Annotated in this window: 10 protein-coding genes; 6 read left to right on the forward strand and 4 right to left on the reverse strand. The window is 68.8% G+C overall.

Translation table 11 applies throughout. From position 1 onward, the window contains the following. Positions 1 to 126 precede the first annotated feature (126 nt). A complete protein-coding gene (locus ACQR03_RS32740; RefSeq protein ID WP_315753881.1) occupies positions 127 to 2088 on the forward strand; it encodes a putative bifunctional diguanylate cyclase/phosphodiesterase in 1962 nt (653 codons plus the stop codon). 20 nt (positions 2089 to 2108) lie between these two features. Here ACQR03_RS32740 and ACQR03_RS32745 read toward each other — a convergent pair whose 3' ends face one another. Together ACQR03_RS32745 and ACQR03_RS32750 are read right to left on the reverse strand one after the other, a co-directional pair. Beyond that, on the reverse strand, positions 2109 to 3404 hold the full coding sequence (locus ACQR03_RS32745; protein ID WP_316202569.1) for an MgtC/SapB family protein: 1296 nt from the start codon (positions 3402 to 3404) through the stop codon (positions 2109 to 2111). 82 nt (positions 3405 to 3486) lie between these two features. Continuing rightward, on the reverse strand, positions 3487 to 4698 hold the full coding sequence (locus ACQR03_RS32750) for an APC family permease (RefSeq protein ID WP_316202568.1): 1212 nt from the start codon (positions 4696 to 4698) through the stop codon (positions 3487 to 3489). A gap of 863 nt (positions 4699 to 5561) precedes the next feature. On the opposite strand from ACQR03_RS32750, the gene ACQR03_RS32755 reads away from it, so the two are divergent. The 5 genes from ACQR03_RS32755 (at position 5562) to ACQR03_RS32775 (ending at position 10813) form a co-directional block, all read left to right on the forward strand. Beyond that, positions 5562 to 6545 carry a phosphotransferase enzyme family protein gene (locus ACQR03_RS32755; RefSeq protein ID WP_315826611.1) on the forward strand — a complete coding sequence of 328 codons (984 nt, stop codon included), beginning with the start codon at positions 5562 to 5564 and terminating at the stop codon, positions 6543 to 6545. 177 nt (positions 6546 to 6722) lie between these two features. Further along, on the forward strand, positions 6723 to 7175 hold the full coding sequence (locus ACQR03_RS32760) for a hypothetical protein (protein ID WP_315826610.1): 453 nt from the start codon (positions 6723 to 6725) through the stop codon (positions 7173 to 7175). A gap of 448 nt (positions 7176 to 7623) precedes the next feature. After that, complete coding sequence (locus tag ACQR03_RS32765; RefSeq protein ID WP_316202567.1) at positions 7624 to 8763, forward strand: RNA ligase RtcB family protein; 1140 nt, start codon at positions 7624 to 7626, stop codon at positions 8761 to 8763. Further along, positions 8760 to 9383 carry a peptide chain release factor H gene (prfH, locus tag ACQR03_RS32770; protein ID WP_315754357.1) on the forward strand — a complete coding sequence of 208 codons (624 nt, stop codon included), beginning with the start codon at positions 8760 to 8762 and terminating at the stop codon, positions 9381 to 9383. Before ACQR03_RS32765 ends, prfH begins: the two co-directional genes overlap by 4 nt. A 170-nt stretch (positions 9384 to 9553) precedes the next feature. Beyond that, positions 9554 to 10813, forward strand: a complete 1260-nt coding sequence (locus tag ACQR03_RS32775; protein ID WP_316202566.1) for an Hsp70 family protein — start codon at positions 9554 to 9556, stop codon at positions 10811 to 10813. 6 nt (positions 10814 to 10819) lie between these two features. Here ACQR03_RS32775 and ACQR03_RS32780 read toward each other — a convergent pair whose 3' ends face one another. Both ACQR03_RS32780 and ACQR03_RS32785 read right to left on the reverse strand, forming a co-directional pair. Then, complete coding sequence (locus ACQR03_RS32780; protein WP_434842353.1) at positions 10820 to 12316, reverse strand: hypothetical protein; 1497 nt, start codon at positions 12314 to 12316, stop codon at positions 10820 to 10822. Continuing rightward, on the reverse strand, positions 12313 to 13824 hold the full coding sequence (locus ACQR03_RS32785; RefSeq protein ID WP_316166733.1) for a hypothetical protein: 1512 nt from the start codon (positions 13822 to 13824) through the stop codon (positions 12313 to 12315). The genes ACQR03_RS32780 and ACQR03_RS32785 overlap by 4 nt, the downstream gene beginning before the upstream one ends. Positions 13825 to 13994 lie beyond the last annotated feature (170 nt).

Below are 13994 nucleotides of genomic sequence, written 5' to 3' on the forward strand. Positions count from 1 at the left end.
GCCATATATCGGACTGGATTAACTCCACTTTAGGTCCCTGTTCAGCATGCTCGCGCGTTGCCGCATGGGCCGCCGCCATGGCTGCCCGCTTCCGTCACCGATCCAGCAGGGCCGTCCGTTCCGCGCATGCAGACCGCAACCACCGAGTGCAAAGCGGCGGCGCTCGCGAAAGCCCAGGCAGCCAGCTCGCTGCAGAACATTTCCCTCACGATGTTCGCCAATGTGGCGATCGCAACGTCGCTGGCGCTGCTGCTGTATCTCAGGGAGGGCGGCACCCTCATCTTCTGGTGGCTGGGCGCAGCCATCGTCTTCGCCGCGTTCCGCGCCGGATGGGTGTCGTACCTGAAATCGTCCGGACGGATCGAGCGCGATCCACAGCGCGTGCTGCGCAATCTCACCATCATGGCTTTCGCCAGCGGCGTGCTGTGGGCGATCGTCCCGATCGCGCTGCCGGCCTTCTCCCACGCGCACAACGTCAACGACGTCGTCTTCATCATGGCCGGCACCACCACCGGAGCCATCATCCAGAGTCTCGCCTATTCGAGGATGGCGATCGCGTTCGGCGCGCCGCTGATGGGCGCGACCGTGCTGCGGATGCTGATCTCGGGCAGCGACGTCGACTACATCGTCGCGGTCGACGTCGCCTTCCTGACCTTCATGCTGTTCCGCGCAGCGCGGCTCGGCGAGCGCAACTTCATCGCGAGCCAGAAGACCGCCATCGAGGCGACCGTGCTGGCGGAATCCGTCGCCGAGGCCAACCACGCTTTGGAGCGTCTGGTTCGCACGGACTCGCTCACCGGGCTCGCCAATCGCAGCCATTTCCGCACCGTGGCCGCCGCGGCGTGCCGTTCCGGACGCGGGGTCGCATTCCTCCTGATCGACGTCGACAACTTCAAGACCATCAACGACGCGCGCGGCCACGATGCCGGCGACCGGGTCATTCAGGCCATCGCCGCGCTGCTGCAATCCGCCTGCCGCGGCGACGATCTGCCGGTCCGCCTGGGCGGCGACGAGTTCGTCGTCGTCATGCAGGGCGACGACGTGGCGAGCCGGTCCGTCGCACTCGCCGAATGGCTGATGGCCGCCCTTGCGCAGCCGCTCGCGATCGCGGGCCAGGTGCTGCCCGTGAGCTGCTCGATCGGCATCGCGGCGCATGCGGAAGGCCCGATCGATCTGGAAGAGCTCTCCGCCCGCGCCGACGTCGCGCTCTATCGCGCCAAGGACGACGGCCGCGCCTGCATGCGCGTGTTCGACGCCAAGATGCAGTCCGAGCTGACGCAGCAGCGCCGGCTCGATGCCGAGCTCCCCGCCGCGCTGGCCCGCCGCGAGCTCCACGTCGAATTCCAGCCCCAGGTCGCGATGGCCACGCAGGAGGTCATCGGCTTCGAGGCGCTGCTGCGCTGGAAGCACCCGAGCGCCGGACTGATCCCGCCGCCGGACATCGTGTCCGCGGCGATCCGATTGCGCCTGTCCGGCCAGCTCACGGAGTTCGTGGGCGAGCGCGTCTGCGCGTTCCTGCGCGCGCTCGACCGCAAGAAGGCGCACGGCATCCGGGTATCGATCAACGTCTCGCCGCGGGAATTCCCGCTTCACTCGCCGGCGCAGACCCTCAAGACCGTCTCCGAGCGCTACGGCGTCGATCCCCACCGGATCGAGATCGAGGTGACCGAAGAGGCGATGTTCGATCCCAAGCGCTGCGCCGACGAATTGAAGCTGATCGACCAATACGGCTTTGGTCTTGCGATCGACGATTTCGGCGTCGGCCATTCCTCGATCGCGAACCTGATGGCGGTCGAGATCGACACCATCAAGATCGACCGCTCCTTCATCCACGGCATCGCCGGCAACCGACGGGATCAGCAGCTCGTCGCCGCCATCACCGCGGTGGCGCTGCCGCTCGGCCACCGCATGATCGCCGAGGGCGTCGAGAGCGAGGCGGACGCCGAGTGCCTTCGCATGCTCGGCTGCTCCTACGGACAGGGCTGGCTGTATGGCAAGCCGATGAAGGAGGACGACGCCATCGCGTGGCTCGTCCAGCATCGCAGCGGTGCTGCTGCCGCGGTCGAGCGCTTGCCGCGCAGCGCGTAGGTGCTGCGCGGACGTCGCGCTCACGGATGGACCAGCACATCGGCAAGACCATGGGCAAGGCTCGGTCCGAAGGCGCCGGCCCAGGCGGCTGCGATGACGAGGACGAGGCCGGGGACGAGGCGCAGGGCGAAGGACGACCCGCCGCTGGTCCACGCCACCACGATCTTGCTGATCGTGTTCGCCGACAGCGCCGCGAGCACCGGAGCCACGGCATCGGCGGCGCCGATCTTGCCCGACGCGGCAAGCGCAGCCGCGGCCACCGCCGGCGCATGGGTATCGACGAGACCGGCGACGGCAGCGCTCGCCACCAGGCCGGCTTCGCCGAACGCCTCGCGCAACGCGGCCGAGAGCACCAGCACCGCAGAGATCGTCAGCGCCAGCAACAGCGCGCCCGGCAGGCTGAAGGCGTGTCCGGGCGGCAGGTCGGCGGAACCGCTCTGCCGCAAGCCGACGATCGTGAAGATCGCGCCGTAGATCGCCGCCGCCGCGCCGGCACAGAGCAGCGGGACCAGCAGCGCCTGCAGCGCGGGAAGGCTGGTGACGGCCAGCACCGCGGCGAGCTGGGCGATGGTCGCGACGGTCGACAATGCCGCGCCGGCGGCCGCGGCGCCGCCAAGCTCCGGCGCCTTGCGCGCCCGTGCGCCCATCGCGCCGATCGTGGCCGTGCTGGAGACGAAGCCCGAGGCGAAGCCGGACACGGCGAGCCCGCCGCGTGCGCCGAGCAGACGCATCGAGGCATGTCCGGCGGCACCGATCGCCATCATCAGGACGACGAGCGTCCAGATGCTGCGCAGGTTGAGCGCGCCGTACGGACCGATCGGCTGATCCGGGAGCAGAGGCAGCACGACCAGCGTGGCCGCGGCAAAGATCAGGCCGTCCTTGAGCTCGCTCTCGCTGAGCACCGAACGGACGAAGTCGTGCAGCACCGGCCGGGCCGCCAACAGCACCGCCAGCACGACGGCGACGCCCGCCGCCAGAGCAGGTTGCTCGGTGGCGAGGCCGCCGAGCAGGACGGTCAGGATCAGCGCCGCCTCCGAGGTCAGTCCCGGATCGTCGCTGCGCGAACGCCAATAGGCGATCGCCGTGAGGACCATGATTCCAGCGGTGACGACGGCCAGCAGCAGCTTGCCGCCGATCAGCATGCTCACCGCGCCGGCCAGCGACGCGACCGCAAAGGTCCGCAAGCCCGCGGGCGAGCGCCCGGGCCCCTCGCCCTTGCGGCGCTCGCGCTCCAAGCCGATCAGCAACCCGATGCCGAGCGCGACGACGATCGCGATGATCGCGGGACTGAGGCTCATGAGATCCGGCATCGACATGGTCCTACGTCAAACCGCCAGGTCTGCGCCGGGGGACATCGGGCAACCCGGTACATCGCCGCAAGGTTTCCCATCGGTCCGCTCAGGCCGCGACGAACGCGCTGACGATCATCAGCATACACGTGATGAGACCAAGTGCGGGGACCCATAGCGGCACCCGCACATGGGCGGCATCCGATCCGATGCGCCGGATGCGGATACGGAGCAGGCACAGATTGACGATGGCGAAGATCGTCAGCGTCGCGAGCGAGGTGCCTTCCGCCAGCCGCTCCAGCGGGAAGGCCAGCGCGAGGATCGCGACCGCCAGCATGACGAGGCCGGTTGCGATCAGCGGCGTTCCGGTGCGCGGATCGACGCGGCCGGCGATGCGCGGCAGGTCGCCCTGCCCCGCCATGCCATAGACGACGCGCGCCGTCATCGTCATCTGGGCGAGAACGGTGTTGAGCGTGGACACGATCGCAATCGCGGTGAAGGTGGCGGGGCTGATGCCTGCGACGGCATTGAACACCAGGCTGAGCGGCGCCGGAGAGGCCGACAGCACGCCCGGCGCCACGGCGGTCACCGCGATCGCAGCAATCAGCACATACAGCACGGAGGTGATCAGCAGCGTGAGCGCCATCGCCCACGGAATGCTTCGCTGCGGGCTCTTGGCCTCCTCCACGACGTTGGCGAGGTCCTCAAAGCCGACGAAGGCGAAGAACGCGAGCAGGCCGGCGAAGGTGATGCCGGAGAGAACGCCGAGATCGAGCGGCGGCGGCGTCAGCAAGGCAGGGCCGAACGCGACGCCGGAGTGAACGGCCGAGACGACGATCCACACCAGTCCGCCGGTCTCGATCAAGGTCAGCAGTCCGGCGAGCATCACCGATTCGAGAATGCCCCAGGACGCCACAATGCCGAGCGCGACCACGATGGCCGTCGCGATCAGCGGCGTCGGCAGATCGATCAGTTGCCGGATGTAGCCGGCGCCGCCGAGCGTCACCGCGGCCGCCGCGATGATGCCGGTGGCGAGCCGCAGCGAGCCGACCGCCGTCGAGAGCAGCCGCGACTTGAAGGCCGCGCGGACATAGGCGGCCTCGCCGGCGCTCACGGGATAGCGGGTCGCAAGCTCGGCATAGGAGGCGGCGGTGAACGCCATCACGAAGGCCGCCAGCGCAAAGGCCCAGGAGGAATGGACTCCTGCATGACCGGCGACCGCGCCGATCAGGACATAGATGCCGGCCCCGACGGTCACACCCGTGCCGTAGAGGACCAGCAGCGGCAGTCCGAGCCGCCGCCGCAAGCCAGATGGAGGCACGATTGGATCTTGCGGCACCACGACGTCCATTCTTGATCACAACGAACAACAGAGTTGTAGGGGCTTAAGGGAGCAAGCGCGAGCGCTCTTGATCCCGGTCAATCCGGAGCGCGCGCCCGCGGCCGGCTGCTGCGGCATTCGGCCGCCGGGCCTTCTTCGCGAGGCGCGTTCGCCTTCACGGCCATCGGCCAACTTGAGATGCGCCGCGTCGAGACATGACTTCGCGCTCTCGCGGCGCGATGGGCCCGAGCTGTGCTGATCGATCTCCTCTCGAAACGAGAGGGCGCAGGGAAGACCGAGCCTCGGCCGAGGCCCGTGGCCCCCGTGCGGAGAAAATGCACGGGGCAGGAACCACAGGTTCAGCCGGAGCGACCCGGCCTTCCCTGCGCGATGGTTTTCACGGCTGCTCCGCGCTCTCCCCGGGGACCGGCTTGTTTGCCCCCGTCGCTCGCAACCACGCACGAACGTGATCGCAAGCTTGGCGCCAGCTTCGGGGCGCCAGGACCACACGGCTTGACCGTCCGCCACGACATCAGTCGTCTTGCGCGCGAACGCGCCCGACCTCGCGACGGCCACCACTCCCCGCCCCCGCGTATCGTGACGACGCGTACGCCCCTCTCTGCATGAGGCGGGATGCGCGGGAGATAAGCATGATTTCCGGAAAAGCGAAACAGGAATATTTTTCGCAGGCGGGCTGGACACGAGCGGCAGATTGCGTTCGCCACCTCGATCGATTTGCCCGACGGGCAGCCCGGTACAACCTGCCTACGCCAATGCGATGGATTGCTCGTGCCCGTCCCGCCTTTCACCGCGGACGGCAGCAGCTTAGGATGCCATCGTCTCCACAATCCGGAACACGCGACGTGCCCGACTTCGAGCCGATCTACACCACGACCGGCGCCGAGAGCGTGGGCCGCTTCGTGGCAACACACTACGCGCTATCAGAGCCGCTCGCGTGCCGCCTGATGAACCGCGGCTTCAACGACGTCTATCTGATTACATCCGCAACGGGCGCACGCTACGTCTTCCGTCTGTCGCATCACCGCGCCCGCGGCCCGGCCGATGTCCGCACCGAGACCGACTTCCTCGCACATCTCGCGCGCTGCGGCGTGCCGGTGGCCGCGGCGGTTCCGGCGCGCGACGGCGCGCTGTTCGTACGCGGCGAGGCGGCGGAAGGCGGCCGCGAAGGCGTGCTGTTTCACGCCATCGAGGGACGGACCCCGGAGGTCGCATCGCAGAGCGACGCGCGCGCCAATGGCGTGACGCTTGCCCGAGTGCACGCGGCGGCGATGTCCTATCGGCCCGAAGCGCCGCTCTATCTTCTGGACCTCGACCATCTGCTGCACCGGCCGCTCGCGCGCGTTCAACAGCTCTGCAGTCTGATCGATGCCGATGATGGCCGCTTTCTCCAGGACATCGCGGAGCGAACCGCCGCACGGATCAAGGCGATGGAGGGCCTGACATGGACGCATTGTCACGGCGACTGCCACGGCTTCAATGCGCGCATCGGCGCCGGCGGCGAGGCCGTGTTCTTCGACTTCGACGACGGCGGTCCCGGCTATCTGGCCTATGACCTGGCCGTGTTCCTGTGGACCAAGCTGTCGTTCGGCCGGCGCTTCCATGCGGCGTGGCACGCCTTCGTCGACGGCTACCGCTCGGTCCGCCCGATCTCGGCCGCTGATTTCGAGGCCGCGCATGCCTTCGTGATCGTCAGGCACTTCTGGCTGATGGGCGAGCAGGCCAGCCGTTCGCGCGAATGGGGTAGCGAGAATGTCCGCTGGGTCACGCAGCAGCGGGAATTTCTCGAAGGCTGGGAGGCGCAGCAGCTTGCGACGCGCTTGCTATGAGCTTGGGCGGATCGGAGGGATTGAACCGGAGAGCTCCGGCGGCCGACGCATGATCCAGGCGTTCAGGCTTGCGGGGGTTGGGTCCTTTCCGCGGTGACGATGACGAGATTAACGTTTCGCAATCCTTCCGCCGCGACCGAAGCAGACGCAGCACGCCCGCATCGGAGATTTTGAGCCATGACAGACACGATCGTTCAGTCACGTCGGCTGGGCATCATCGGTTGCGTGATCGGGCTTGTTGCTCTGGTCGCGGCGGTTCTGCCGCATTGGGTGCTGCCGGTGATCGATCCGCCGCCGCCGATCGACCAGGTCATCGTCGATGTCGGACATCGCGTGAAGGAGCGCCTGATGGCGCGCATCAAGGGCGTCGACGACCAGGCGCCGGCGCGCGAGACGTCCTGGACCGACCGCCTGCACCAGCAATTGCCGGTGGCCGCGGTCTCGCTCGGTTTGCTTGCGATCATTCTCGGCGTCGTGGGTCAGTTGCGTCGCGAGGAGCGGCACGTCGCGGCGATGGCGACGACCCTGGGCGGCTGCGCGATCGCCGTGCAGCTTTCCTTCTTGCTGATGGGCGCGCTGATCGTGGTGGCCATCATCTATTTCCTCGGCGATTTCCTCGCGCTGTTCTGATCGCGAGGATGCACGTGCCTGGATCTGCCGGCTGCGGGCAGATGCGCCGTCGTCCATCTTCGATGCCACCCATTCTGTGCGAGCGCGGCGATGAATCCAGTGTGGTGCGCGGGGCCCTGGATTGCTTCGTCGCTGCGCTCCTCGCAATGACGGAGAGAAAGCGAGCTGCTCGAAAACGACGGGGCATCCGTGTCCTGTACGTCACAGCGGGACATCGGTTGAATGACGCACATTGCCAATATGATCGGGATGTGATTACTACGCGCTCCGGCGTTGAGCATTCGGCTCCGCCGCACAGGAGAGAGACGATGACTGCGATCATCCGTTGCTCCGCCAGGAGCCGCCGGGACTGATCCTCGCGTGAGGCGAGGTTTGGTCTGGCATGCGTGCGTCCGCGCGCGCAGATAGTCCCTGACCAGTTCTCCCTATCTTTCTCCAAGGTATTTACATGGGCAATTCCCATCGCGTGGACGGCTGTGCGCCGGTCCACGGCTTCTACTCGTCCAGCTCCTGGATCGAGGGCGCCGCTGCGCGCCAGCTCGAAACCGTGGCTGACATCTGTGGCGTGCGTGCTGTCGCCGGCATGCCGGATCTGCATCCCGGCAAGTTCGGTCCCGTCGGCTGCGCCATCCTCGCCGACCATATCCACCCGGCCTTCGTCGGCTCCGATGCGGGCTGCGGCATGGCGCTGTATCAGCTCGACCTCGCTTCGCGCCGGATTCGCGTCGACAAGGCGGCCGACCGGCTGCGCGACGTCGCCACACCCTATGACGGCGACATCGTGAGCGAGCTCGCAGCTCATCAGCTTGCGCCGTCCGACTTCGATGCGTCGCTCGGCACGATCGGCGGAGGCAATCACTTCTGTGAGCTGCAGGCGGTCGAGGAGGTGTTCGATCCGTCCTGCGGCATCGATCGCGACCGCGCCCATCTGCTGGTGCATTCGGGCTCGCGCGGCCTCGGCCATGCGCTGCTCGAACGGCAGATCGCCGACGGCCTCAAGCCGCTCGCGCCGGACAGTGGGGCTGGCCACGCCTATCTCGCAGCACATGATCACGCGCTGCGCTGGGCGTCGCTGAACCGGCAGGTCATCGCGCAGCGGGCCGCGACGGCCCTGCGCTGTGAGGCCGATCCGGTCTGCGCGTGCTCGCACAATTGCATCGAGCATCGTGCAGACGGCGTGTTGCACCGAAAGGGGGCTGCGCCGTCCGACCAGGGTCTCGTCGTCGTGCCGGGCTCGCGCGGCGCGCTGTCCTATCTGGTCGCGCCGCTCGCGTCAGCGCCAAAGGAGGCGTTGTGGTCGATCGCGCATGGCGCCGGTCGCAAGTTCGACCGGAGCTCGATGATCGGCCGTGTCGGCGCCACGCGATCGGATCGCGAGCGTCTCGCGCGCAATCCGTTCGGCGGCCGCGTGATCTGCGAGGACCGCGCGCTGCTCGCCGAGGAGGCGCCGGAGGCCTACAAGCCGATCGCCGGCGTGATCGCCGATCTCGAAGCATTCGGGCTGGCGCGCGTCGTCGCCAGCTTCCGCCCGCTGGTGACGGTGAAGAAGATCGCCGTCCAGCGGCCGCGCAGGGAGGACCGGCGATGAGACGGCTGCTCCTCACGGCGGGACGCGGTCCGGCCGAATGCCGGATCGCGGTCGCGCATGCGCTGCGGCGGCTCGCCGACGAGGCCGAGGCGGCGGACTGCGAATGCGCGATCGCGCGAGAGCAGATCGACGGGCATGGGCCGGCCAGCGCGATCGTCGTGCTGGACGGGCCGACGGCGGCCGACCTCGCGCGGCGCTGGACGCAGGGCTCGCTGCTCTGGGTGTGCCGCAGTCCGCTGCGGCCGCATCACGGCCGCAAGAACTGGTTCGTCGGCATCGTCGATCTGCCCCTGTCGGAGCGGATGGCGGCGTTGGCGGCCACCGACGTCCGGTTCGAGAGCTTCCGTGCCGGCGGGCCCGGCGGCCAGCACCAGAACAAGACCGAGAGCGCGGTGCGCGCGGTTCACGTGCCGACGGGGCTGGTCGCGATCGCGCGCGACGGCCGCTCCCAGCATCGCAACAAGGCGCTGGCGCTCGCGCGTCTCGCCGCATTGCTGGACGGCCGCGGGCGCCTGGCGGACGCCGGCGAGGCGCGCCTCATCCACGCGGCGCATGACCGCGTCGAACGTGGCGCAGCCGGGCTGCGCTTCGAGGGACCGGCATTCAGGCCGGCGGGATGATCACCGGACAGCGGGGGCGTCAGCGCCCCCGGCTGCACCTTCGACAGGCAGGATGCACAGTCATCTCTCCGCCAGACGACTGCCATGCGCGCCGCTCCGCACATTGGCGGATGACATCGCACCGCCGAACGGCTAAGCGGACCGCCCCCCCGGACGGAAACGAGACGAGCATGGCGGCAGCGGCCCATTGTGGCATCGACTTCGGCACTTCGAACACCACGGTCGGCCTCAGCAATTCCGCCTCCGCAGAGCTCATCCCCCTGGAGGGCGAGCAGCGGACCTTGCCGAGTGCGATGTTCTTCGATTTCGAGGATCACGGCACCCAGTTCGGGCGCAGCGCGATCGAGCGCTATCTGACCGGCCACGACGGCCGCTTCATGCGCGCGCTGAAGAGCATCCTCGGCACCGCGCTGATTCACGAGAAGACCTATATCCGGCAGAAGGCGGTGCCGTTTGCCGGTATCCTCGGCTTCTTCTTCGCGCATCTGAAGACGCGGATCGAGACGCGGCTCGGCAGGGAGATCAATCAGGTCGTGCTCGGCCGTCCCGTCCGCTTCGTCGACAAGGATGATGCGGCCGACGCGGAGGCGCAGAGCGCGCTGGAGGGCATCGCGCGGGACCAGGGTTTCAAGCACATCGCGTTCCAATACGAGCCGATCGCCGCCGCGCTCGACTACGAGCAGCAGGTCGCCCGCGAGGAGCTGGTGCTGATCGTCGACATCGGCGGCGGCACCTCGGACTTCTCGATCGTGCGCGTCTCGCCCGAGCGGCGCAGCAAGGCGCAGCGCGAGGACGACATCCTCGCCAATGGCGGCATCCACATCGGCGGCACCGATTTCGACCGGCTTCTCAGCCTGAAAAGCGTGATGCCGCATCTCGGCTACGGCAGCCTGACCGCCGACGGCAAGCGCAACCTGCCGACGCTGTACTATCACGAGCTCGCCACCTGGCACCGCATCAACCAGCTCTACAAGAGGGGCGTGATCGGCGAGCTGCGCCAGATCCGCTACGAGGCCGAGCGGCGCGATCTGGTCGACCGCTTCATCAAGGTGGTGGAGGAGCATCGCGGCCATACGCTCGCGATCGGCGTCGAGCAGGCAAAGATCGCGCTGACCGCGGCCAAGTCGCTGACCTCGGTGCTGTCGGAGAAGGACGACTGGGCGCGCATCCGCTTCACGCGCAAGGATTTCGACCGCGCCATCGGCGATTCCGTCGAGCGCGTCGTCGGCACGGTGACCAAGCTGCTCGACGATGCCGGCGTCGGGGCCGCTGCCATCAACACCATCTTCCTCACCGGCGGCTCGAGCATGGTGCCGGCACTGCGTCAGGCAATCCTGGCGCTGTTTCCGGCGGCGCGCATCGCCGAGACCGACCTGCTCGGCAGCGTCGGCATCGGGCTCGCGCTCGACGCGCGGCGCAAGTTCGGCTGAGCCTGCTCAGCGCGGTTCCGACGCCGAGGGCTGCGGATCCTGCACCCGGGGCGTCCGCGGCCGTGGCGCGGCGCGCGGCGGGGCCGGTGCTGATCCGGGAACGCGGGCTTGGCTGCGCTTGGCCCGAGCCGGCGGCGAGCCGGTCGCCGCCGTTCCTGCACCCGCCTGCTGTCCGTCGCGGATGATGCGCCAGGGTTCGGGATCGATCGGACGCGATTGCGGAGCAACGACTGCGGGCCGGCTGGCGCGGCGCCGCCGCGGCGGCTCGCTTGGCGCCGGCCGCGCGACCGGACGGACTACGTCGGATGTCGTCTCGGCGGCCGGCGGCGCATCGGCGGGCATTTCGATCGGGACTGCCGCCACGGCCGGCTCGGCCGCAACAGGCTCCGCTGGAACGGCGGGCTCAGGTTGAGGCGGCCTCTCGACCTGCACGATCGATCCCGTGGTCTCCTCGACCGGCCCCGACTGGAACATGTCATTCGGCAGCAGCACGCCCGCAATCGCGAGTGCGGCGGCAAGGCTTCTGCCGAGCGAGATCCGCGCAGGACGCTCGGGCGGCAGCGCGGCGCGGCTGATCATCCGGCGGCCGGCATCGACGCCGACCACCGCGACGAAGGCTGCGAAGCCGAGGCTGCCGCCGACGCTTGGCAGAACCGCCGCCGCCTGGACCAGCAACGCGGTCAGCGCCACCGCGGCGACCAGCGTCTGGACGACACCCCGCAAACGCTGCGGCGACGACATGCCGACGAAACAACCGGCAAAATACGCGTCGGACAGGCGGGCATCGTCCGGCGCGAGCTGCTGCAGGATGACGAGACCGGCACAGGCCAGTGCTGCCGAGACGAAGATGCGCGCCGGCCGCCCTGCGGCCGCAACCCGCGGCAGCCTCAGCGCCACCATCGTTGCGACCATTCCGACGCCGCACAGCGCCAGCATGAGCACCGAATGATTGAGACCCCTGTCGAAGCCCTGAAGGCTGGCGACGCGCACCGGTGCGCCGTCGGCGCCGAGCAGCGGCGCGAGGCTGAGGAACAGAAACGAGCCGATCGCCGCGAGCGCGCCGAAGCGGCCGCCATAGCCGCGCAACAGCACGACGCGCAGCCGCATTTCGATCGCGCAGACGCTGCAGAACACGAGGCCGCAAAACAGCGACAGCAGCAGGAAGGACCTATCGACTGGAAGCCCCGACCGCGCCACGCTCTCGCTCAACGCAACGATCGGCGTCATCCCGCTGAAGCTGCCGCCATAGACCGAGGAGGAGAAGGTCGTCGGCAGCAGATCTCTGGTTCTTGCCGTGATCAGGCCAGCGCAGAGCAGCAGGGTGGCGGTGACCGACGCGAGCGCCGGGGACAGGCCCGACGTGCACAGGTGCAGCGTCGCCAGACAACCGAGAAAAGCGCCGGCGAACGAGGCCAGCGGCACGACATTCAGCGACCGGCGCGGCCAGCGGCGAGAGCCGGGCTCGGACGGCCGGTCGAGCGCGCCATCGCGGTCCGCTGTCACGGCCCCGCCAACGTCGATGGGTCCGGCCGCCACTCCGGCGCGGGCTGCACCTCATGGCGGGCCACGATGCGCGGTCGCGCCGTCGCGTGCGGCACCACCCGTGCCTGTTGGCGCTTCAGCCGGGCAGCCAGCACGCCCGCTGGCCGACCATCGCGACCGATCCGCCGGGACGGCTCTGCGGACGCGGGCGACGCGGACTGCTGGACCGGCTCACTCGAGGGCCGCGGGGCGAGCGGATTGGCGCCCTCCGGATTCAGGATCTGAAGCGGCAGATCGGGCGCTGTGTCAGCGGCGAAGGCCGGCTCGCCGGGCGCCGTGCCGTCGCGCCGATCCTCGTCGTGTGAGGGCATCGTGGTCCGCGCCGGCGCAGCGGCTTTGTCCGCGTTCACCAACGGACCGTTGGGCTCCGCCACCGGCGGCTGAAACATCAGCTCGCTGGTGAGCAGCACCGCGAAGATAGCGAGTGTGGCGACGAATCCCCGCGTCCAGGCGAGGACGGTCTGCCACGGCGATTCGCCTGCCTCGACGAACAGACGAACCGCAGCATCCACGAAGATGACCGAGACGAAGGCGATGTATCCGAGGCTGCCGCCGACGCTCGGCAGGATGGGACCGGTGAGGATCAGCAGGCACGTCAGCAGCACCACCGCGGCCATCGCCTGCGGCAGGCTGCGGAGCCGCCGCAACGACGACATGCCGACGAAGCAACCGGCGGAATAGGCGTCGAGATCAGGGGCCTTGCTGGGCAGAAGCTGCAGCACCACGAGGCCGGCAAAGGCCACCGTCGCCGCAACGAAGATGCGTACCGCGCGGCGCGACCCTGCCACGGGCGCCCAGCGCAAGGCGGCCATCGTCGCCAGCATGCCGACCGAGCACAACGCGAAGGTGAGCGCGGTGCCGCCGAGCCCCTGCTCCAGCGCGCCGCGGCGCGCGATCGGAAACAGCTCGCCCTCGGCGCCAAGCAGCGGCGCGAGACCGACGAACAGGAACGAAGCGACCGCCGCCAGCGCGCCCAGTCGTCCACCATAGCCACGCGCGAGCCCCCCGCGCAGCCACATGTCGAGCGCACAGCCCAGACAGAACACCAGTCCACAGAACAGCGAGAGCAGAACGAAGGCGGCGTCGAGCGGCAGGCCGGCGCGAATGACGCTTGCGTTCAACAGCGCCACGGGAGTCATGCCGACGAAGCTGCCGCCATAGGCCGACGAGAAGAACGTGCTCGGCACCAGATCCGCGGTCCGTGTCAGGATCAGCGAGGCGCACAGCAGCAAAGCCGCCGCGGCCGAGGCAATCAGCGGCGACAGCCCGGTTGCACTCAGATGCAGGGTCATCAGACAGCCGAGGAACGCGGCGATGAACGACGCCAGCGGCGGGCAGCCGAGCTGGAACAGCTCCGAGCCGTAGAACGGCGCGGCCCGGCCGAGCTGCCGATCGCGCCATGTGCGCGGATCGAAGCTCTGCTCTGCCTGCAGACGACGTAACTGACGATCCGCCGCTTTGCGGTTCATATCCACGACACCCCGAATCGCGCCAGCCCAAGATCTGCGTGATGATCTCGCGGCAAGCGAATGGTTGACGTTCGGGCGCAACCCTGAGCCCGAGCCGGCGCAGTTTCCTGCGACGGTTGTACGCGCGCTGCATTCGTGCAGGCTGCGTGTGCTCGATTCATGCACTGCAA

Source organism: Bradyrhizobium sp. HKCCYLS3070 (assembly GCF_051167575.1).
Classification (GTDB): Bacteria; Pseudomonadota; Alphaproteobacteria; order Rhizobiales; family Xanthobacteraceae; genus Bradyrhizobium.